Here is a 20,719-nt window from a genome sequence, read left to right as displayed (position 1 = left end):
TTTTTTTTTTTTACGCCGATTCACTTGTCTTTGCGGTCTTTCTGACAAGCTTTTTCACTACTATCCCTACGTCTGACTTCTCACCATCCGTACATCTTTACTTAGCCATCACGGTCTTGAAAAGAGATTACTACCTAAGTAGAAATGGTGAGATCTCCTTGGGTCACGACATCGCACTTTCACCCGAAGCCAGTCCTCATAACCTACAACACTATGGATGGTATTGGACGTCCCTGTCTTTGGCAAGGTTATCCTGGCGTTGTCGGCCAACCTGGTTTAACCGCCTGTTCCGAGATTTGTCTTCCCATCCTCCGCACCCTTCCTCACGGACAGAGCACTATGGGTCAACTATGTACTTCCGCCATCTCGCGGTGTACTCAGGACTTTCACCTGTTAGTACGATGCGCTGCCAAGCGCACCAAAAACCGCCCCTCGAAGTCAAATGACCTTGAGGAGCGGCTCCTATATCTGTCTATGCTTACTGATTAGTGACCTACCATCATCGGAATTTCTGCAGCATTCCCGGACTCGCCTTCAATTTTCTTAGGCTTCTGCAACAATAACCCAAGCAGGCCGCCAACAACCGCGATACCCAGCAAAATAAGGAATGTGTGCCCGAATGCAGAAGCATATAAGCCTAGATCCGGTTGTTGTTTGCCTGACTCAACCATCAGATCCTTAAATTTCGTACTGAAAATCGTCATCAGGATCGCAATCGCGAAAGACATCATGACTTGCTGTGCCGCATTCGTCAAGGACGTTACACGACCAACCAGATTCTGCGGTGCCGATTGAATCAAGTGATTGTTCAGCGGCATCATGAATAATCCCATACCCGCTCCTAGAAGCGTAAGTGGCAGTATAACTGTGCCTACTCCGGAATCACCAGAAATATTGGAAAGCAACAATGCCGAAATCGTCGTAAGAACCATCCCCGCAATAACGAGCGGACGAGCACCGAAACGGTCAGATAGCTTACCGCCAATTGGCATGAACAATCCGGAAGCCAATGCTTGAGGAAGCATGATCAATCCTGTTTTCAATGGGCTGTAACCATGTGCTTGCTGTAAGAATAAGGGTACAAGGAACATCGTACCGAACATGGCAATCTGAGAGATCCATTGCACGATAATCCCTTTCGTAAAGTTGCCTGACCGGAATACGCGCAGCTCCAAGAGCGGGTTCTTCTGTTTCAATTCAACAATAATGAATAGGATAAGTGCAACGACACCAACAGCAGAACCGATTAGTGTATCAGCATCTGTCCAAGTGGATTTCCCCGTAACTGGATCAATACCACCGTTGGAAACACCATACACAAGCGCTGCGAAAGCCAATGGCCCTAACAACATACCTAGCAAATCTAGAGAAGCAACGCTTTGACGCTGCATATTAGGCAATGTACGAATACCTAGGATAATACCAATAACACCGATAGGCAGATTAATAAGGAAAATCCACTGCCAGCTGTGATACTCGACTAACCAACCCGCAACGACAGGCCCAAGAGCTGGACCTAGAAGGATTGGAATACCCATCATACCCATAACAGCCCCTACTTTGCCTGGAGGGGATAAGCGGTAAATGAACGCCATAGCAATCGGCACGACGACACCGCCGCCTAAGCCTTGAATGATACGGTAAGCAATCAGCATTTCAACTGAGTTTGCTAGCGCACATAAGCCAGAACCGATTGTGAAGAGACCTACGGAAATCAAGAAAATTTTCTTGGCACCGAAACGATCCGATAACCAGCCTGCCAATGGAATAACCGCGGCTTGTGCTAACGCATAACCAATGACCGTCCATTGAACGAGTGATAAATTGAGCAAATTGAATTCTTCTTGCAGCTTAGGAAGCGCAACGTTAACCGCTGTTCCATCCAAAATAACCATGAAAATACCTACAACAATTGCAATCAGCGGCCCCAAAATGCTACGCATTGAAAACGGAGCTTCTGTTTCTTTCGATGTTGCTTGCGAAGACAATGTAATCCCTCCATCCGATTGATTTCTCTCTCTTGTCTATCGTTGACCGTATATCATCTACACGGTACAATAGTTATGCACTTCTTGTGCCTCTTGTTGTAAACGGACATCTGTCCGTTTACAGTATGATGCTACCCAACTTTAGTTTGTTTGTCAATACGAACAGCTCACATTTATTACTTTATGAGGTGGTTACAGAATGTCCATTCGCCACGAACGCAAGGACGCCATGGAAAATCGCCAATTAATCTTACAAACGGCCAATCAACTCTTTCATGAGCACGGCGTTCACTCCGTCAGTATGCATCAAATTGCCAAAACAGCAGGCATCGGACAAGCAACTTTATATCGCAGATATGCCCATAAAGGGGACTTGTGCTTTGATGTCCTCCAACACTATGGCAGCCAGATCATCCAGGAGATTACAGCCTATCTCGACAATCATAAACACGATTCTCCATTAGATCGACTCTCGGGTATGTTGGGCTTTTGGATCGATGCGATCGAGGCAAACGCAGAGTTAATTGTTGAAATGTCTGCCAAAATGAATATCAATTGCGATAATAATGATGCCAACTTTTTCATTTCACCTATGTATCGCACCATTCGCGATCAATTGTCCGAGCTTATTCGCGAATCGATCGGCGATGATCCAGTCGAGCATCCTGAGCCGGAGCTAGCCGCACATACGATTATTTGTTCTATCTCGCCTATCGGCTACTTCCATATCAAGAACGAGAAGAAGTATACGAAAGAACATATGAAAGAGCATTATCGCCGATTGTGTATGCTGCTTTTCAAAAAAGGATAACCTGCTCCTCTAGCATGCCCTAAATGATGATGACTGAATAAAGACCTCTCAATTATTGAGAGGTCTTTATTTATTAATAGACTAGTAGTAATACCGCGGCTTATCTTGCAATTCCGCTCTCGTTTGTAAGAAACGATAGAACGCGCTCGCTGCTTGTGCTTTCGTCACTTCTTCTTGCGGAGCAAAGCTGCCATCGTTCAGCGTCATAATCTTTAACCCTAACACGATTGCAGCATCGCCAAGGTTAGACACCTTCCCAGCATCCAAGAAATCTTTATTAAATACATCATCAAATTTCGTTAGACTGTGATATCCGAGCGCCTTCACGATCAATTGCGCCATTTCTTCACGATTCATCGTAGCTTCCGGATTGAATTCTTTTCCTACATCCAGCAACCCACGATCAACAGCATTCTCCACATAGGCAAAATACTTCGACCCATTGCCCACATCCGCGAAGGAAGCCGCGCGCTCAGCTCCGTAATAGATGCCGCCGTTGCCGCCATTCATGGCGATAACAAGCATTTTGACCAACTCACCGCGCTTAATCGTTTGGTCTGGGTTCACTTTACCATCCTTCACATCCAAAGCTTGATAATCCAGCATCAGTTGAAGTTCATTTTGAGCCCAGTGCTTATCGATATCACTGACAACCACTTTATCTAACGAGATAACCTCGCCCGTTTGCGCACTGCGCCATTGTCCGGACACGGCATCCAGAAGGAAGCTGTCGCGGTTCACGTTTTTAGGAACAAGCGAATACACAAGCTTCGCCTTGGACTCCGCTTTTGCATCTACCGCACCTGCCGGAGGAACTTCTCCCGCCGCCACCATTAAGCGGTATTTCTCGATTGGTACAGCGCCGATGTATCCATTGCTCTCCAATACATAACCAAGTTTCACATCGAATTGTGCCAACCATAGAGCCTTGGCTTTATCAACGGAAATAACTTCCGGTTTTTGAGCAGGATACGCAATATCACTTAGAGATACATAATAATTCGAAATGGCTCCCGTTACACGGTCGATGCTGACCCGCACCTCTTCATTACCTGCAACAACGCCGTCAATGACGCGTTTGTAACTAATTTCCCATGTACGCATTTGCTTCAGCGTTTCCGGGGAGTACTCTTTCTGAACATTGAGCACAAGTTGATCCGTGTAACCCGGAAGCTGTGCTTTGACAAACTCCGTGCTTTTCGCAATCGCATCATCTATTGAAACTTTGCCTTCGATAGGCTTATCATTGTCACCGCTGTAAGGCACATAATAGTTAAAATTCGTAATAACGCCGGTTTTACTATTCACCGATGCCCATACGTTATTTCCTGCAACCATTTTACCAGAAGCCACTGTATCCGAAGTTGCCTTAGACCAGCTCATATTCCAGCTCGAGGATGTCTCGCCCGTTTCTGCATTCTTCGTTTCATTATAAGAAGCTTCTTGCAGCTTGTACTCAGAGGACAAGTTGAACGTTGTCGTTACTTTCTTAACGGCTTCTTCCTTCGTCAAATTCAAGGTAGCTGACGGCTTCGTCCCCAGTGGCTTATCTGTCAATGGCTTATTGCCGCCGCCTAAGGTAGGAAATGGTTGCCATACCTCGCCCGTTGCCGCATCCAAAGCTATTGTATTCATATAGTAGGAAATAATCGGAGTATGTTTTCCTTGTGTGTTATATGGGATTTGATACTGTAGGGCAAGCTCTAGCTTCTCGCGGAAAAGCTGATCTGCCTTCTCTTTGGAAATCGGTGTGCTCCCCTTATCAAAAGTCACCTTATCGTCCCAATTGTACCAGTAGCTCGTAACTTGACCTTCCCCATTGACGTTAACATTAAGTCCATTCCCCGAGTAAGGAACGCCATCTACGGATCGATCATAGCGAATGTTATATTGATAATTGCCGTCTAACGGAGTACGGAACGCTTTCTCTACCGTGTCATCGTAAAGCAATTCCTTCTGCTTCGATGGGTTTACTTTGGCTACAAACGCGGCAGCCAGCTCTTTGGCACCTTGGAAATCGACCTTAGGTGGATAGGACGGTTTATGTTCAGGATCATTGTCATTCATATTGTAAGACGTCAACGATCCATCCAAACCATTGATGGCAATATTAGCTGAACCATAGAAACGATCTTTCACTTTCTTCGAATAGCTGATGTTCCACGTCGGGACGTTCTGACCATTCTGGCCATAGAAAGCATTCAAACTTATGGATTGGAGCGTGTAATCAGCAGGCAGTGTTATGTAGGTTTTGGCATACTCAAGCGCTTGTTCTTTGGTAACTTTGGCATCTTGCGCCGAGATCTCGGCTTGCCCAGGGTTGACAGGAGATGTCATGCCAGCGGTTGCTGTACCATATACAGTTTCCGCAGCCCATGCTCCCATCGGGGCAACTGTAAGCAACAATGTCGAAGCGAGTACCACCGTGCTTGCTTGTTTTAATAATTTCAAAATCATCTTCCTCCTTAAGTAGAAGTCCATTGGGCAAGTGGACTCACATGCTTGGACGCGTCCAACTGCTATATAATACTTGACGGCGAGTTCTGGAAAAAGGTTGCAATACAACGAGAAAAAAATACCAATGTTTTTTCTATGTAACCGCCAACAAATAGAAACAGACTTGAGCATCCCACATGGAATGTTCAAGCCTGTTTTATGCGACTCATTTTTCAGTTACCGATTCGTCTGCGACTTCTCCTGGCTAAGCATTTGCATCAAGTCCGTTAATTCCCCTTGCGTCAAATCCCGCCATTTCCCTACCTTCAAAGCGCCCAAATGAATATGCATAATACGTACTCGCTGCAGGCGCACTACACGATAACCGAATGCTTCGCACATTCTACGAATTTGCCGATTGAGCCCCTGTGTGAGAATGATGCGAAATACACGTTCATTCACTTGAACAATTTCACAGGGTTTCGTCATCGTACCCAGAATACGTACCCCACTAGCCATTCCTTTTAGAAACATCCCCGTGATCGGACGATTCACCGTGACGATATATTCTTTATCGTGATTGTTCTCCGCACGAAGAATCTGATTCACAATATCCCCGTTATTCGTCAGTAGGATCAGCCCTTCTGAGTCCTTGTCCAATCTGCCGATGGGAAAAATCCGCTCCGGATGCCCCACGAAATCCACGATATTCTCACGAATATGCGCTTCCGTTGTTGAGGTAATGCCCACAGGCTTATTAAGCGCAATGTATACGTGCTCTTTTTTCTCTCCAATTGCCCGTCCATCGACCTTCACTTCGTCACCAGGACCTACAACGCTGCCGAGTCCCGCAATTTCGCCATTAATCGTTACACGCCTAGCTTCGACCCATTTGTCTGCCTCACGTCTGGAGCACACGCCGGTTTCACTAATAAACTTATTAATTCTCATGCCCCTGAAATTCCCTTCTATTCCGTCTTCTTATAAATTTAATACCTTCTATTATGCGGGATTCGAAGCAACGGTTCAAGTCGCCAAGCCAGGCAGTCCCATGGGAGCACAGATGCGGAGAGTCTCTCTCACAACTGAAATGGCCAACGGAGTTTTCTATTTCTTCCACGTTGTTTGGTATACTATAGAATAGATGACATACCGAAGGAGTACGACGATGCACTTACTAGTATTAGGAGCAACTGGCCGCGTAGGTCAGCGTGTTCTAGCCCAAGCCCTGCAGGATCATCATGAAGTAACCGCCATCGTGCGGAGTATGGATAAAATATCACTGCGTTCCGACCGGCTCACCTTGCTGCAAGGTAACGCTTGTTCCGCAGCAGATCTTGCTGGCGCCATGACCGGCGTGGACGTGGTCATCAGCTGCCTTGGCACCGACGGCGGCACGGTGCTGACGGAGGCCACGCCCCTGCTCATCGGGGCGATGAAGGCTGCCGGCGTGAGCCGCGTGGTCACCGTCGGCACGGCCGGCATCTTGCAGAGCCGGGAGCATCCGGGTCTGCTGCGCTTCCAAGCGCCGGACACGCGGCGCTCCTCGACCCGCGCGGCGGAGGAGCACCGCCAGGCGTGGGCGCTGCTCGCAGCGTCGGACCTGCGTTGGACAGTCGTGTGTCCAACATATTTGCCCGACGGCGAAGCGCAAGGTCAGTTCCGCGCGGAGCGCGACTTCTTGCCGGATAGCGGCACGTCCATCTCGGTCGGCGACACCGCGGCGTTCACTTACCGCGTCGCGATGGAGGACGCGTATGTGGGCTGCCGCGTGGGGCTAGCCTATTAGGCTTGCCGCGGCCCCATTTTACATCAATAAAATCACCTATTGATAAAATCTAACTAGTTAGTTATAATTATTTTCGTTGGAGGTGACTGATATATCAACCCAAGAACCTAAACCAAAACGAACCTACGATGCCGCAAGGACCAAGGAAATTATTTTAGACGCAGCCGAAGAGATATTTGCCGAGCAGGGATTTTCCGCTGCGCGTATCGATGCCATAGCCAAAGCCGCAGGCTATAATAAAAGTTTGATTTATCAATATTTTCAAGATAAGTTGGGGCTGTACACCGAAGTTATTATTCGCGCCGATCAATTAGGTGACAAGATGTTGTTGGATATCAACGGCGAACTCTTGAAAGACGATTCATTGACTTCGGACCGGGCTAAATTCACGCAATTCTTAGAGGATCTGATACATGGGTCCTTACAGTTCCTATTAGACCATCCGCGGTATTTGAAAATACTTTCATGGGAAATGGCCGAAGAATGGAAAACATGGAATCAAATCACGTATATGCCCGATGATGCTACGATGATCTATGAACTGGCTAAGAAGGCACAAATGAATGGCATACTGCGGGCTGATTTAGATCCAAAAGTGTTTCCTTCTATCGTGCTCAACAATGTGTATTCGTCCATCCAGTCCTATTCGCGATTTAAGCCATTTCTAAATGCGTCGAATACAGCCGATTCTATTGCACATTATAAAGATCAAGTCGCCCGATTTATTATTCATGGCGTCATGGAGCCGTCTTTGTCCAAATAAAGGGCGGCTCTCTTTATAATTAAATATAAATAACTAGTTAGTTTTAAAAAAGAGAGGTGGAATAACAATGAATGCGATTCAAAACAGTTCAAAAAGATGGTGGGTCCTCGCTGTCTTAGCCTTCAGCTTGTTAACCGTTGGCCTGGATATGACCGTCCTCAATTTAGCTCTACCAACATTAGCAACGGATTTGCATGCAACGACGAGCCAACTGCAATGGTTTGCCAATGCCTATAATCTCGTATTAGCAGCAGCATTGCTACCAGCTGGGATGCTGGGAGATCGATTTGGGAGAAAGAAGATGCTGTTGCTTGCCCTCTTCTTGTTCGGAGTTGCTTCCGTCGGTTGTGCCTATGCACATTCGACCGAAGCGTTGATCGCTTGGCGTGCTGTTCTAGGTCTAGGCGCAGCCTTATTAATGCCGCTTTCCATGTCCCTGCTGCCCGTCATATTCTCGGAGGAAGAAAGACCGAAAGCCATGCGAATTTGGGTAACCGCAAGTGCGTTGGGCATGCCTCTAGGCCCCATACTTGGGGGATGGTTGCTCAAGACATTCTGGTGGGGCTCTATCTTTTTGATCAATGTACCCATTATTATCCTCTCAATTATAGCCGTTGCACTGCTTATATCAGAGTCACGCAGTTCGCAGAAACATCAGATAGACGGTATCGGCATACTGACATCCAGTTTGGGTTTAGTCACTGTTACGTATGGCGTTACCAGGACGGGTGACACAGGATGGGGGGATGGCAGTACGTTGGCTACAATTCTTGCTGGACTCGTGCTGCTAGGCGTATTCGTAGGATGGCAGCGAAGAAGCCGTTCACCGCTTGTCGATCTAGGCTTGTTCCGCGAGGCTAGATTTACCTGGGGAGCCACGCTCGCAACCTTAGTTAACTTTGCATTCTTTGGTTTTCTTTTCGGATTACCCCTATTCTTCCAGGCTGTGAATGGCCTAGATGCTCAAGCTACTGGGTTGCGTATTCTCCCGTTGATAGGTGGTTTATTGATAGGCTCACAGGTTTCCGGCAAAATAGTCAAGAAATTAGGCGACAAAGCGATTGTCGCGATCGGATTTATATTCATGGCTTTCGGGCTCTTCCTCGGAGGGTTTACCGATGTCACCACCAGCTATGGATTCGCAGCCATATGGATTGTAAGTCTAGGCATTGGCTTCGGATTCGCACTTCCGGCCGCGATGGACGCGGCGCTTGGCGTCCTCTCTGCCGAGCGAAGCGGTGTTGGATCTGCCTTAATTATGACTCTTCGTCAAGTAGGCGGGACTATCGGTGTAGCCTTCCTCGGTTCATTATTGAACTCTGAGTACCATAAACGTTTGGATGTGAGCGGTTTGACAGACCAAGCTGCAGCTGCGGTTCAAGATAACGTTTCTTCGGGGGTAGCCATCGCTCACCAAATGAACTCCACTTCGCTGCTAGCTTCTGTTCAACACGCTTTCGTTAGCGGGTTAGACTTCATGCTATGGGTATGCTGCGGCATCGCTGTGCTTGGGGTCATCCTTTCTCTTATTTTTCTGCCTAAACGAAGATCGGTTGGCGTAACGACGACATTGGAACAATGAGAAATGTCTATTGAAGACTTTCGAAGATGAGCGGCCATATGGAGGTGGTTTTCGAAGGGGGGACGTTTCGATTTAATGGAAAATATACAGTTATTTCTGCGAAATTCTCCCTAATTCTCGATTTAACTGTAAAATATGTAGGTAAAACTGCCTCTACCTCTTAGATCAGGCAATATCGGCAGATTTAACTGTAGGTTTTCCATCTATTCTGTGTTTGGTCAACAAAACCCCAAATATAACAGTAGAAATTCCATCTATTCACTTGGAACACCTGCGACTTCTCAAATTCACCCCAAATTCCACTAGGACCCTGCCTCAGCTGGAATAACACGGCACTATCGAGTAGGCGTTCAGTAGTCAGGTCATATAAAAAAACGGATGCGCGCCACTTCGGCGCCATCCGTTTTTCACTACTTACTAGTAGTTGCTTCTTCCCTTGGACAACTCTCTCATATTCAATCCTGATATGACGATTCCGCCGAAACGGAATACATAACCAAGCAAAGGAATGAGACTTAAGAAGGCCAAGGCGATGTTAATGATGGTTTTTAGCGTAGTTCCATTGCCGGTGAGGATGGCAAACACCAAATTCACGACCACCAATGGAATGACCCAAGCGCATGACCAGGCATACACGAATGGGATTAAACCCAGTAAATACCCTACTGCAATAGCTATTTCGGATAATAACTGCAGCAGGTTAAGCAAACGAATCGTATCTGAACGCATAATATCTCCTCCACTTCCCACAAGCTTCAATTTGTTCCATTGTAGCATATTGGAAAGTTAGCGTCGTTAGCCTTTTGTCGAGATTCATCTACGACTCGCGACCTAGATCTTATGCCCAGCCGGATCGCCGCTCTCCGTAGCGGCGGCAATCTCCGGATGTCCAGCCTGCAGCTGGTACATCTGGTAGTACCGCCCGAGGAGCCCCATGAGCTCCTCATGCGTGCCACGCTCGACAATCTCGCCGTGGTCGAGCACAAGAATCAAGTCGGCGCTGCGAATCGTCGACAGCCTATGGGCAATGATGAAGGTGGTCCGCCCCTTCTTCAACACATCGAGCGCGGCCTGAATGACGGCCTCGGTCTCTGTGTCGATGGAGGCCGTCGCCTCATCGAGGATCAAGATCGCCGGGTCGAACGCCAGCGCCCGGGCGAAAGAAATCAGCTGCCGCTGCCCAGCCGACAGCGTGCTGCCCTTCTCGATGACAGGCTCATCGAGACCGCGCGGCAGCGCGCCAAGCATCTCCGCTGCGCCTACCTCGCGCAGCGCCGCCTCCACCCGTTCCCGGGTGATGGACGAATCGTCCAAGGACACATTGGACGCAATCGTCCCCGTGAACAGGAACGGATCCTGCAGCACGATGCCCATGTGCTGCCGAAGCTGCTGCTTCGAGAGCTCGCGGATATCGCGGCCATCCACCGTGATGCGGCCTTCGTTAACATCATAGAAGCGGAACAGGAGGTTGAGGATCGAGCTTTTGCCTGAACCGGTATGCCCCACTAGGGCGACCGTCTGCCCTTGTTTGGCCTCGAAGGTGATATCCTTCAGCACATCCTCGCCTTCTTTATAAGCGAAGCGAACGTGCTCGAAGCTCACGTGGCCTTTGTAGCGGTCTGCTTTTGCAGCGACAACGTCAATGCCCTGTTCATCCAACAGTTCGAATACGCGGTCAGCCGATACAAGCGCTCGCTCCAAATTCGGCAGCTGATTCACGATACCTACCATCGGATGGAACATCCGGTTAAGGTAATCGACGAAGGCGTACAACACGCCAACCGTAATGACCGCGTTCAGCGAGCTGCCGCCGACATACCAGATCAATCCGAAGAAGAACAAGTTCCGCACCACGTTCATCAAGTTATGAGAGGTCAAGGAGTTCAAGCTGAGCAGCTTATTTTGATAGTGCGTATACTCTTCATTCAACACCTCAAATTCCTCAGTCGTTTCCTTTTGCCGGCGAAAAGCCCGAATGATCGTCATCCCTTGAATCGCCTCGTTGATCATCCCATTGATCGCGCTGATCCGTTCCCGAATTTCATGATTAATCGTTGACGCATACTTCCGGTAAATAATAATCCAGGCAATGAGCAGCGGAATAACCGGCAGCGTGAAGAGAGCCAGACGTACATCGAGAATGAAGATAGCCCCGATAATCCCCAGAATATAGATGGTACCTGTAAAAAAGTTCGCCAACACCTGCACATACAGATCTCGGACCGACTCGGTGTCGTTCGTGATCCGTGAAACGACTTTGCCCGCAGGCTGATTATCAAAATAATTGATCGGCAATCGCTGGATCTGGGCGAACACATCCCGGCGCATGCGCTGAATGATCCGATTCGCTGCCGCTTGCAGCAAATATCGCTGTCCGTAGGTAAAGCCTGCTCCCACGAAAATCAAGATCACATAGAATCCCGCCAGCTTCATTAACTCTGCAAATTGCGGTTGATAAAAGTTATACAGCTCCTGCACACTCAGCTTCTGAACGGCATACTCTGCCTGCTCCGTGCCTTGTGTAACCAGCAGCTTTCCGTCATCCGTCAGCTTGCGGACGCCATCCCATGGGAGTGCTTGATCAAGCCATACGAATTTACTGCCGACTTGAAGGATTCGAACCTCTCTCCCCTTCGGCTCGCCTTCCGCGAAATTGTCGCCACGCTTATAAAAAGCCTGCTCAAACGCAACAGCTTTCTCACTCTTCGTCGCAGATTGCGTCTCAAACCATGGCTTCTCGATGCCGAGAATGTGGGTGTCGATCATATGCTTTGCAATGAAAGGTCCCGCCAGTTCCGTCGCGACAGCCAAGGATAAGAATACTAGCGCGATCAGCAGGGTTTGCTTAAATTTAGCCGCATATTGGAACAACCGTTTCCCGGTTTGTGTGGTTGATTTTGTTTGTGTCATCAGGAGTCTCACCTACTTTTCTTTCGTTTCGTATAACCGGGGCTTAATCCGCCCCATCTATTCAAGCATGGCCGTCTGCTCTTCGAGCTGTTGACGGTCGTACTGCTCTTTATACCAGCCGCCAAGCGCTAGAAGCTGCTCATGCGTGCCTTCTTCGATGATATAGCCTTCATCAAGCACGACGATCCAATCGGCATGCTGCACGGCGGAGAGTCTGTGCGTGGTGATGAGGGTCGTTTTGCCTGCGCGTTCAGTGCGGATACCGCTAATGATCTCAGCCTCCGTCTTCGCATCGACCGCAGAGAGCGCGTCGTCGAGCAGAAGAATCTCCGGATCGACGTACAACGCCCGCGCAATGGAGACGCGCTGTTTCTGACCGCCGGATAAGGCGACGCCTTTTTCCCCAACGAGCGTCTGCAGACCTTCCGGCAAGAACTCGACGTCCTTGCGGAACGCAGCTAGATCAAGCGCGCGATACAATTCTGCTTCGGTACCTTGCCCCTTGCCGAACATGATGTTTTCGCGGACGCTTTTGGAGAATAGAATCGGCTCCTGTGGCACATATCCGATCCATCCATGCAGCGTGTCTATCGCGATCTGCTCAATCGGTGTATCCGTAATCGTGATCGCACCTTCACCGACAGGATACTCGCGAAGCAATTGTTTCAGCAGGGTTGTTTTGCCGCTGCCTGTTCGGCCGACGATTCCTAGCGTCTGTCCGCGCTCTAAGCGGAACGTCATGCCAACTAAGTTATCAATGGATGAGGACGGGTAACGGAAGGTTACATTTTCAAAATGGATAGAATCTGGCTTCAACTGCGTTGCTGCGTTCGGTACTTCTTTGACATCCGGCTTGTAGCCGAGGGTCTCGTTAACACGATCTAACGATGCATTCCCGCGTTGCATGATGTTCATGAGTTCACCGATCGCAAACATCGGCCAGATCAGCATTCCTAAGAAGGTATTGAAGGACACTAGTTCACCAAGTGTCAACTCACTGTGGAACACCAGGTAACCGCCGTAACAAAGCCCGATCAGGTAGGAAATACCGACTAGAATTTTGACCGTTGGTTCAAAAAGAGCGTCAATAACGGCTACTGCGATATTTTTACGATAAACGTCGTCCGTCATCGTCTCAAAATTGCGCTCGCTTGCCTTCTCCTGCACGAATGCCCGGATCACCCGCACGCCTGCGATGGTTTCCAGAACCCGGTCATTCATCTGACCGAAAGCATCCTGTGCCAGGATGAATCTCTCGTGAATGCGGCCCCCGAAAATCGTAATCGCAACGGCCATAATCGGCAGTGGTAGAATCGAGGCCAGCGTCAGCTTCCAGCTAATAAAGAAGCCCATCATGCTCAGAATCGTTAACATAAACAGCGTCGAATCGACGAAGGTTAGAATCCCAAATCCTGCGGTTGTCGAGACCGATTGCAAATCATTCGTCGCTCTAGCCATCAGATCGCCCGTACGGTTGCGCTCATAGAAGGTAGGCGTCATCCGCAGCAGTTGGCGCATGAATCGGGAGCGCAGCACACGTTCAAGGACGAAGGCGCCGCCGAACAACTGGTACAGCCAAATGTACGACAGCCCATAGCTCACAATGATGAGCGCGCCCCAAAAGGCGAGTAACTGCCCCAATTTGGCCCCCGTTAAGGTGCCCATGTGTATGCCATCAATCGCGTAACCAATCAGCTTCGGCGGTAGAACATCAATGATGCCGACGATGATCAGCAGCCCAATCGCGAGGCTGTAGCGTTTCCAGTTCATTTTGAAAAACCAAGCTAATTTCTTTAATACAGTAAACATACGATCTTGTCACTCCTCTCAAATGGCGCATAGACACTTACAGACGCAAAAAGACATACCGCGCGCAGCGATATGCCTTCTATAGAAACAGAAAAGCGCTCGTTACGAACTTCGTAACCCGCGCTTCACAACTTAACGTATGGGAAGGGGTGCTAGCTCCCGAACATGCGCATACAATCGCAGTCTCACGGGCTAAGCAGCAGGTTACCATCTATGAAATTAGGTTGGACGTGTGTCCGTTTATGATGTGCGCTAAATGCATTTACCATGTTATCCATAGTGGAACCCCCCTGTTTCGTTTGATGAGCCCGGCACATTAGGTGCCTGTTACTTTTACCAAAAGCTGTCTATTCGTTTTCTTACAGGGTGATCTTACCATCCCTCTTCTGAACGTGTCAATCGGAGAAAAGGATTAAAATGTAACTCTCCCAGCCCGACATTTCCGATGTCTATACTCGTGTTGAGAGGGTTTTCAAATGTCACACATGTTTCAAATTCACCCGGCATATGGATAGATTAGGAGTTCATCGCGCCTCAAAGGAGTGAATGCGGATGGTCGATCAAGTGTTTGCATTAATGGGATGGATTGTGGGATTCGGAACGATTATAGGCATTGTCATTGCGGCTACAGCGAGGTTTGTCTCGCGGGACTCGACCGCGTATGACATGGTTTTCTTGTGGGACAACCGGTATACCTTGGAGGAGTTGGAGTTGAAATAAAAGAGAGAGGGCTTCCCTTAAGCCATGTGGCGGGGGCCCTCTCTTTCGTGCAATGGGTGTGTGTGCGGCTGCGGCGTTCAAAAGTGCAAATGTGCAACCTTTTGGCATGAAATTAGGCTCACCAGCTAAAATACGTGCGAAAGTGCAACTATTTTCGGAGATATCTCCATTATGGCGCTATTTCGCTCCAAAAGGATGCCTTTTTGCACGCATTCGTCTTAAACTAGCCAATCTGTCCGAAAATAAGTGTATTTTCGCAACTTTGGCCATTCGCGCTGACGGAGGAGGCTCGCACGGGCGAGGTACCTGCCGCATGCGGGCATAGGCGCAAGCCCAGCCCGGGCTTGCACCGCTGCACCTACTCCTGCGGCGCTGCCAGCAGCTCCCGTTTCTCAAACTCGGCAATCACCTTGAATTGGTCACCGTCAATTTCAATCGAGAGCGTGCCGCCTTGCAGCTCAACGATGCTCTTGGCAATCGCGAGGCCGAGGCCGGAGCCTTCCGTTCCGCGAGACTGATCGCCGCGTTTGAAGCGTTCGAACAACTCTTCTACGCCGAAATTAAGCTCATGCGTTGAAATATTCTGAATGATGAAAATGACTTGCTCAATATTTTCCGTCAATGTGACGTAAACACGCGTCCCCGGCAAGGCGTATTTCAAGGCGTTGCCAATGAGGTTCTCGAAGACGCGCCATGTTTTTTTGCCATCGAGCAGGGCATACATATGCGGGCTTTGCACGTTTACTCGGAAAGACAGCGAGGACGCCTCGATTTTGTCGCTGAATTCCGCCAATGCCTGCGTCAGCAAGGCGGAGACGTCGACTTTTTCCCAGATAAGCTCGGTTGCTCCGCTTGCCATCTTCGATGCCTCGAAGAGATCTTCAATCAACACTTTGAGGCGCTGCGTTTTCCGATCAAGCACCTCGAGATAGTGGGTGGATTGCTCCGCGGATACCCCTTCCTTTTTGAGCAAATCCACATAATTAATAATGGAGGTTAACGGCGTTTTCAAATCATGGGAAACATTCGTGATCAGCTCTGTTTTGAGACGATCACTTACACGTTGTTTCTCTAGCGAAAGCTGCAGGCCGTACTTCATATTGTTAATGTTCATTGCCATGCGGGACAGCTGACCTCTCCCTTTGGCAGGGAGGGTTACGTCGAAATTGCCTTGTGACATTTGCTCCACACCTGTGATAATGGTACGAAGTTGCTTGATTTTCCGCATCATATAAGGCATCACCACGAGCAGGAACATGATGTACCAGACGAACGTAAAGACGATAACAACCTCTTCCCCACTTGAAGCCACGATACAGACAGGCAGGAAGCCCATGATCGCAATGATGGCCATGAAGACGATCAGCTTGAAGATCAAGCCTCGTTGCTCTAACGTATCTTTCAGGGTTTGCCAGAAGGATGCGGTCAAGCTGCTTCTCCACGCCATGGCGAGATTGTCCGGGTATTTGAGCAATGTGGCTGCATCACGACAACCGCTGTATACAATGACAAGTAGAACGGATGCGCTAAGAACGATAATAATTTGATATAAGCTAACATAACTCGGGGACCAATAGTAAACCTCAGCATTGAAGAGGATACCTAGCAAAGCAGCCCCCGCAATAAAAGTTGTCCAAGCCCGAACATCGATCGGCAAGCGTTCTCTTACTATTCTTTCGATATCAGTTAGCGATAGGGTATCTTCCCGATATTGTCTTGCCAAATAGCTTAACCCGATGGTAAGAACCAAGAGTGCTGCTAGCCAGAAAACGGTTGATGTTGCTTGCTTCTTTTGAGACTCGTAAGAAAGATAATCGGATTGAATAATGCCAGAACCTTGCGATGGATTTAAAATGTAGTACGTAGCTTTAACCTGGTCGATATTCATTTGGTACGTGAATCGATTCGGTTCATCGATTTTGGGTAACGTCAATGTATACATAATCGCTTGTTGGTCTATCTTTTTCTGTAACGCTTCCGTTGAGATATTGCTATAGGTTTCGCCGGTTTTCAAGTTTTTCACGACATAGTATAGCGATTTGAAACGGTTATCCAAATTGGACTTAGCTGTCATGAATTGCTTTTGTTTAGCCGTAATTGCCGCCTTCAGACTTTGTTGAAAAGTCGTCTCTTTCTCCTTATTCAACTCCGCAATTTTCGTATCCCGCTCAGCTTCGAGTCGATCTACCTCTGCATTGTCACTACGGTCACGAGCCGTACTAATGCGCGAGCCATACTTTTCCTGCAAATTGTTGAAGCGATCCTGTATCGTTCGTTCCGCGTCACGCTTCACATTATAGTAATCATTATTGCCTAGCTGCTCTTCTGGTGTTTTCTCGTTAAAATGAGGTGCCTCCAGATGATATAGCTGAATGTTCTCATAGACGGAATTTATTTCCCTGTCGAATGCACCGCTTTTGAAATAGGCGTCAGTACCGAAGTAGACGCTGTTCTTATAGACATTCGTTGCCGCAAATAACGTCAATGTCCACATGATCACAACACCGAACAGCAGCGCCAGTGAGAGTGATTTACTTCTCCATTTTATAGCCAACACCCCACACCACCTTCAAATATTTGGGTTCTTTCGGATTAATTTCGATTTTCTCCCGAATTCTGCGCACATGCACAGCCACGGTATTCTCCGCATTAAAGGCAGGATCTTTCCACACCTTTTCATAAATATCATCGATAGAAAAAACGCGTCCCTTATTCACCATCAGCAGCTCCAGAATTTTGAACTCCGTTGGCGTCATCCGCACTTCCACACCATCGACCGTGACTTCCTTCGTAACGGGATTGAGTACGAGGCCACGGACACTTAATTCCTCGGTCTTTTCCAGCGAATTAATGGGGCCTAGCGTTGTGTAGCGTCTTAACTGCGACTTCACTCTAGCGATTAACTCCAAGGGATTGAATGGTTTCGTTAAATAGTCGTCAGCACCGACATTCAGACCCATAATTTTATCCATATCCTCCGTTTTGGCGGATAGCATCAATATGGGGACATTGCAGATCTCTCTTATCTTGAATGTCGCCTGAATTCCGTCCATCTTCGGCATCATAATGTCGAGTATGACGAGATGGATCTCCTTTTCCGCCAGTACATGCAGGGCTTCTAAGCCGTTGTTCGCTCTGCTGACTTCCATCCCTTCGCCCCTCAAATAAATCTCAATCGCTTCCTGAATGTCGATATCGTCATCGACGACCAGCACTTGGTATTTCGTCACGTCCACGCACCCTTTTTCTTCATTTCACTTCAACCCACCGTACTTGCCTAATGATATAAGATACTATTTACAAAATAGTTACCATAATTCTTACGAAATTATGAAGACAAGACTGACAAGTTGTTCCTCTCTTTAGTGTAGCACGGAAATATGCATTTCATCATGGGATCTGTTGTAATGGCACGCAAAAAGCCGCATCCCCTGTAGTTATAACTACGGGATACGGCCTTTCTTCCAACACCTAGCAGGTTAAGCTCGCATAGGCCTTTGGGGTTACAGTGTTTATTCCAAACTCGTCAGCCGAGCCTTATCCTCTTCTAAGGATTCAATAGCCTGCTGTACCGCGGGGCTGTCCGATTGATCAAACGCCTGATCCACCGAATTTTTCGCCTTAGCAATGGCATTTTGGGCCTCTTCCGTCGTTTGAGCTGTCGGGTGAGATAGGGCATGATTTACGGCTTGGTGAACGTTATCGACGGAGTTTTGTGCGGATGAGATCGGATTCTGCGATTGTAAGCTTGAATCAACTTTAGTCATGGTGGGGTCGTTGCCTCCTCAAAAGGATATGTAATACCTTTGCTAGGATGAGGTATATGAGGCCATTTTATTCGCGGATCTCCCTGAGCATTACTTCGCTGGTGCAGATGACGATTGAGCACCCTGACCGCTTGGTTGTTGTTGGCCCTGTTGTCCTTGGCCCGGTTGCTGTTGTCCTTGGCCTTGGCCGCCTTGGCCATTCTGGCCTGGCCCACCGCCGCCTGTTCCACCTTGCATCATGCCAGGACCGCCTTGCATGTCGCGATGTACCATTTTGCCACCAAGATGGCCTGTGTAGCTTACGAGCAGCACTGCGACAAGTGAAGCAACGAGGAAGATCGGGTTGCGGCCGAGCTCGAGCTTTTTCCAGACAAGTAAGCTTACGCGTACTACGGCTAGTACAATGGCAACGATCATCGTTAATCTTGCATAAAATTCGTGGGAGCTGAGCGTCGTATTCTTCATCATCATCTCAGGCCCTGTCAACACGCTGGCAATCGCACCGAGCGCACCAACAACAAGACACAGCATGCCTGCTGAGTGCCATTCCTTCTTTTTAAAAATAAGGGCTACAACATCAAAAACAAAACTAAAAATCAAAAGCGCAATTGGTACGTGTGTGAATATAAAATGTAAATTTTTCATGATGTAGTCCATGCTATTCGCTCCTTTATAATCGGAAAATAGTTTACACTACAAAGAGTAGTGTAAAAGGGTGAAATTGTCAATTCTTTTTCTGACAAGCCCGTTTTTCGAGCAAATTCGGTATAAAAAGAAGGGCTTATTGGTTAGATAAGCCCCATGACTATGATAAAGATAAGTACAGAGCTCGCTATGCGAATCAGCGGCCAACGCCAGGCAACTTCCCGCTCTGGATCCAAAATATGCTGAATACGTACATTCATCGAAGTCTCCGCAAAGGAAGCGTGTGAGAGTGGGAACCGCGGTTTCGCGGTTTGTTTAAGCAACTTCAGCAGCGCACTGCCTAAGTCTGTCGCTTGCTCCATCCGTTCGATGGCGTACTTGTCCGCGCGGAGCTCGATCATCATCGGATATTTGCGCGCAATCCATGCAAAAATAGGGATATACCCCATCGACTTCGAGATGAGCGCTAGCAGAAAGATAGCCGCTGGATCCCGGTGCCGTACATGGCATTTCTCGTGCTCAATAACTGCGCGCAGCTCACCCAGCTCAAGCATGTCCATCAATCCCGTAGAGACGAGAATTCGCGGCTTCCATATCCCGATGGTCATGGCAATCGGAGCTGTGTAGCGGACGATTTGGAGCTGCTGTGGGGGTAATGCGAAGCTCTCCGCATAGGCTACGGATAAAGCCACGTCATGATATTTTTTCACGAGCTTATTCGCCTTAACCACATCATAGCTGTGCTTGACCGTAAACCAAACCATCGTCCCCATCGTATAGAGAATCAAAAGATTAACTAAGGTCATCGGCACGTGCCCTGGCAGATGCAGATAGTGAAGAAGAACCATACACAAATCAAATAGATTGCGAGAGGGTCGTAAGTGGAGCATATGCCCTAGGAGGAAGGCTGCCATTTGCCATAGGATCGAGCCTCCTATCACCAGCGCAGCCGCGTACAGCCATTTGAATCGCGATTCCTTCATCGTTATCGATCCCTTTTCAGAAGTAGAATATGCTGCTCCAACTGGTCAAGCAGCTCTGGATCCACTTTATCGAGCGCATCAACCATATGGGTTACTGCCAAGGAGCCAAACTGTTCAATAAGATCGTACGTCAGCTCTTTGGATTGCGTGTCCATGAACTCTTCAATCGTGACAACAGGCTTATAGTGAAATGACCGTGCTACAGAGCGCTTTTGTAAAATCTTTTTGTCCACGAGGCGGTTCATCACCGTCATCACCGTATTGAAATTAATAGCTTTGTCTTCGTCCAGCTTCTGTTGGACGTCTTTGATCGTCATCTCTGAGGAGCTGGTCCAGAGAATCTCCATGATTTTGGACTCAAGCGGACCGAAAAAACGGTTAAGCCCGCTCTCCTTTAATTTAAAGTTCTGCATTTTCACGTTAGGCCACACTCCTTACACTATAGATTGTAGTGTGATCATAGTGCGGAAGTCAAGAAGTACCGCGTTGGTTCTGGAAACCTTTTGACTTCTGGGA

General features: G+C 48.2%; 17 protein-coding genes. 5 read left to right on the top strand and 12 right to left on the bottom strand.

The annotated features are described in order from the left end of the window. Window positions 1–485 precede the first annotated feature (485 nt). Window positions 486–1,988 carry an MDR family MFS transporter gene (locus tag AC58PV_RS15445; protein ID WP_497433100.1) on the bottom strand — a complete coding sequence of 501 codons (1,503 nt, stop codon included), beginning with the start codon at window positions 1,986–1,988 and terminating at the stop codon, window positions 486–488. A gap of 199 nt (window positions 1,989–2,187) precedes the next feature. Between AC58PV_RS15445 and AC58PV_RS15440 the strand changes: the two genes are divergently transcribed. Continuing rightward, a complete protein-coding gene (locus tag AC58PV_RS15440; RefSeq protein ID WP_497433099.1) occupies window positions 2,188–2,799 on the top strand; it encodes a TetR/AcrR family transcriptional regulator in 612 nt (203 codons plus the stop codon). A gap of 81 nt (window positions 2,800–2,880) precedes the next feature. Here the strand turns inward: AC58PV_RS15440 and AC58PV_RS15435 are convergent, their stop codons facing one another. Then, the gene (locus tag AC58PV_RS15435) at window positions 2,881–5,250 is read right to left on the bottom strand and encodes a YcdB/YcdC domain-containing protein (RefSeq protein WP_497433098.1); all 2,370 of its coding nucleotides are present in this window, start codon (window positions 5,248–5,250) and stop codon (window positions 2,881–2,883) included. Window positions 5,251–5,472: 222 nt separating this feature from the next. After that, on the bottom strand, window positions 5,473–6,186 hold the full coding sequence (gene rluF / locus AC58PV_RS15430; protein WP_497433097.1) for a 23S rRNA pseudouridine(2604) synthase RluF: 714 nt from the start codon (window positions 6,184–6,186) through the stop codon (window positions 5,473–5,475). A gap of 193 nt (window positions 6,187–6,379) precedes the next feature. Here rluF and AC58PV_RS15425 point away from each other — a divergent pair, with 193 nt between their 5' ends. The 3 genes from AC58PV_RS15425 to AC58PV_RS15415 all read left to right on the top strand — a co-directional run bounded on the left by AC58PV_RS15425 (window position 6,380) and on the right by AC58PV_RS15415 (window position 9,369). After that, window positions 6,380–7,024 (top strand): NAD(P)-dependent oxidoreductase, encoded by a 645-nt coding sequence (locus AC58PV_RS15425; protein WP_497433096.1) that lies wholly within the window; start codon window positions 6,380–6,382, stop codon window positions 7,022–7,024. An 82-nt stretch (window positions 7,025–7,106) separates the two neighbouring features. Beyond that, on the top strand, window positions 7,107–7,787 hold the full coding sequence (locus tag AC58PV_RS15420) for a TetR/AcrR family transcriptional regulator (protein WP_497433115.1): 681 nt from the start codon (window positions 7,107–7,109) through the stop codon (window positions 7,785–7,787). A 67-nt stretch (window positions 7,788–7,854) separates the two neighbouring features. Continuing rightward, window positions 7,855–9,369 carry a DHA2 family efflux MFS transporter permease subunit gene (locus tag AC58PV_RS15415; RefSeq protein WP_497433095.1) on the top strand — a complete coding sequence of 505 codons (1,515 nt, stop codon included), beginning with the start codon at window positions 7,855–7,857 and terminating at the stop codon, window positions 9,367–9,369. Window positions 9,370–9,786: 417 nt separating this feature from the next. Here AC58PV_RS15415 and AC58PV_RS15410 read toward each other — a convergent pair whose 3' ends face one another. The 3 genes from AC58PV_RS15410 to AC58PV_RS15400 all read right to left on the bottom strand — a co-directional run bounded on the left by AC58PV_RS15410 (window position 9,787) and on the right by AC58PV_RS15400 (window position 14,088). Further along, window positions 9,787–10,098 (bottom strand): hypothetical protein, encoded by a 312-nt coding sequence (locus tag AC58PV_RS15410; protein ID WP_497433094.1) that lies wholly within the window; start codon window positions 10,096–10,098, stop codon window positions 9,787–9,789. Window positions 10,099–10,200: 102 nt separating this feature from the next. Next, entirely contained in the window at window positions 10,201–12,279 is a 2,079-nt protein-coding gene (locus AC58PV_RS15405) for an ABC transporter ATP-binding protein (RefSeq protein WP_497433093.1), read from the bottom strand. A 57-nt stretch (window positions 12,280–12,336) separates the two neighbouring features. Continuing rightward, window positions 12,337–14,088, bottom strand: a complete 1,752-nt coding sequence (locus AC58PV_RS15400; RefSeq protein WP_497433092.1) for an ABC transporter ATP-binding protein — start codon at window positions 14,086–14,088, stop codon at window positions 12,337–12,339. A 552-nt stretch (window positions 14,089–14,640) separates the two neighbouring features. Between AC58PV_RS15400 and AC58PV_RS15395 the strand changes: the two genes are divergently transcribed. Continuing rightward, on the top strand, window positions 14,641–14,808 hold the full coding sequence (locus tag AC58PV_RS15395) for a hypothetical protein (RefSeq protein ID WP_167355889.1): 168 nt from the start codon (window positions 14,641–14,643) through the stop codon (window positions 14,806–14,808). Window positions 14,809–15,166: 358 nt separating this feature from the next. Here the strand turns inward: AC58PV_RS15395 and AC58PV_RS15390 are convergent, their stop codons facing one another. The 6 genes from AC58PV_RS15390 to AC58PV_RS15365 form a co-directional block, all read right to left on the bottom strand. Beyond that, entirely contained in the window at window positions 15,167–17,362 is a 2,196-nt protein-coding gene (locus AC58PV_RS15390; protein WP_497433091.1) for a sensor histidine kinase, read from the bottom strand. Continuing rightward, window positions 17,340–18,038: a response regulator transcription factor gene (locus AC58PV_RS15385; protein WP_497433090.1), complete on the bottom strand. Its 699-nt coding sequence runs from the start codon at window positions 18,036–18,038 to the stop codon at window positions 17,340–17,342. Before AC58PV_RS15385 ends, AC58PV_RS15390 begins: the two co-directional genes overlap by 23 nt. Before the next feature lie 282 nt (window positions 18,039–18,320). Beyond that, entirely contained in the window at window positions 18,321–18,575 is a 255-nt protein-coding gene (locus AC58PV_RS15380) for a DUF3813 family protein (protein ID WP_057311006.1), read from the bottom strand. Between the two features lie 90 nt (window positions 18,576–18,665). Further along, window positions 18,666–19,232 carry a DUF2231 domain-containing protein gene (locus AC58PV_RS15375; RefSeq protein ID WP_497433089.1) on the bottom strand — a complete coding sequence of 189 codons (567 nt, stop codon included), beginning with the start codon at window positions 19,230–19,232 and terminating at the stop codon, window positions 18,666–18,668. Between the two features lie 131 nt (window positions 19,233–19,363). After that, window positions 19,364–20,203 carry a M56 family metallopeptidase gene (locus AC58PV_RS15370; RefSeq protein WP_497433088.1) on the bottom strand — a complete coding sequence of 280 codons (840 nt, stop codon included), beginning with the start codon at window positions 20,201–20,203 and terminating at the stop codon, window positions 19,364–19,366. A 2-nt stretch (window positions 20,204–20,205) separates the two neighbouring features. Beyond that, window positions 20,206–20,622 (bottom strand): BlaI/MecI/CopY family transcriptional regulator, encoded by a 417-nt coding sequence (locus AC58PV_RS15365; RefSeq protein WP_497433087.1) that lies wholly within the window; start codon window positions 20,620–20,622, stop codon window positions 20,206–20,208. Between the last annotated feature and the right edge of the window lie 97 nt (window positions 20,623–20,719).

The organism is Paenibacillus sp. J22FR83 (genome assembly GCF_059691955.1).
Note: the sequence above shows the minus strand (reverse complement) of the source record. Positions and strands in the feature narration are given on the sequence as shown.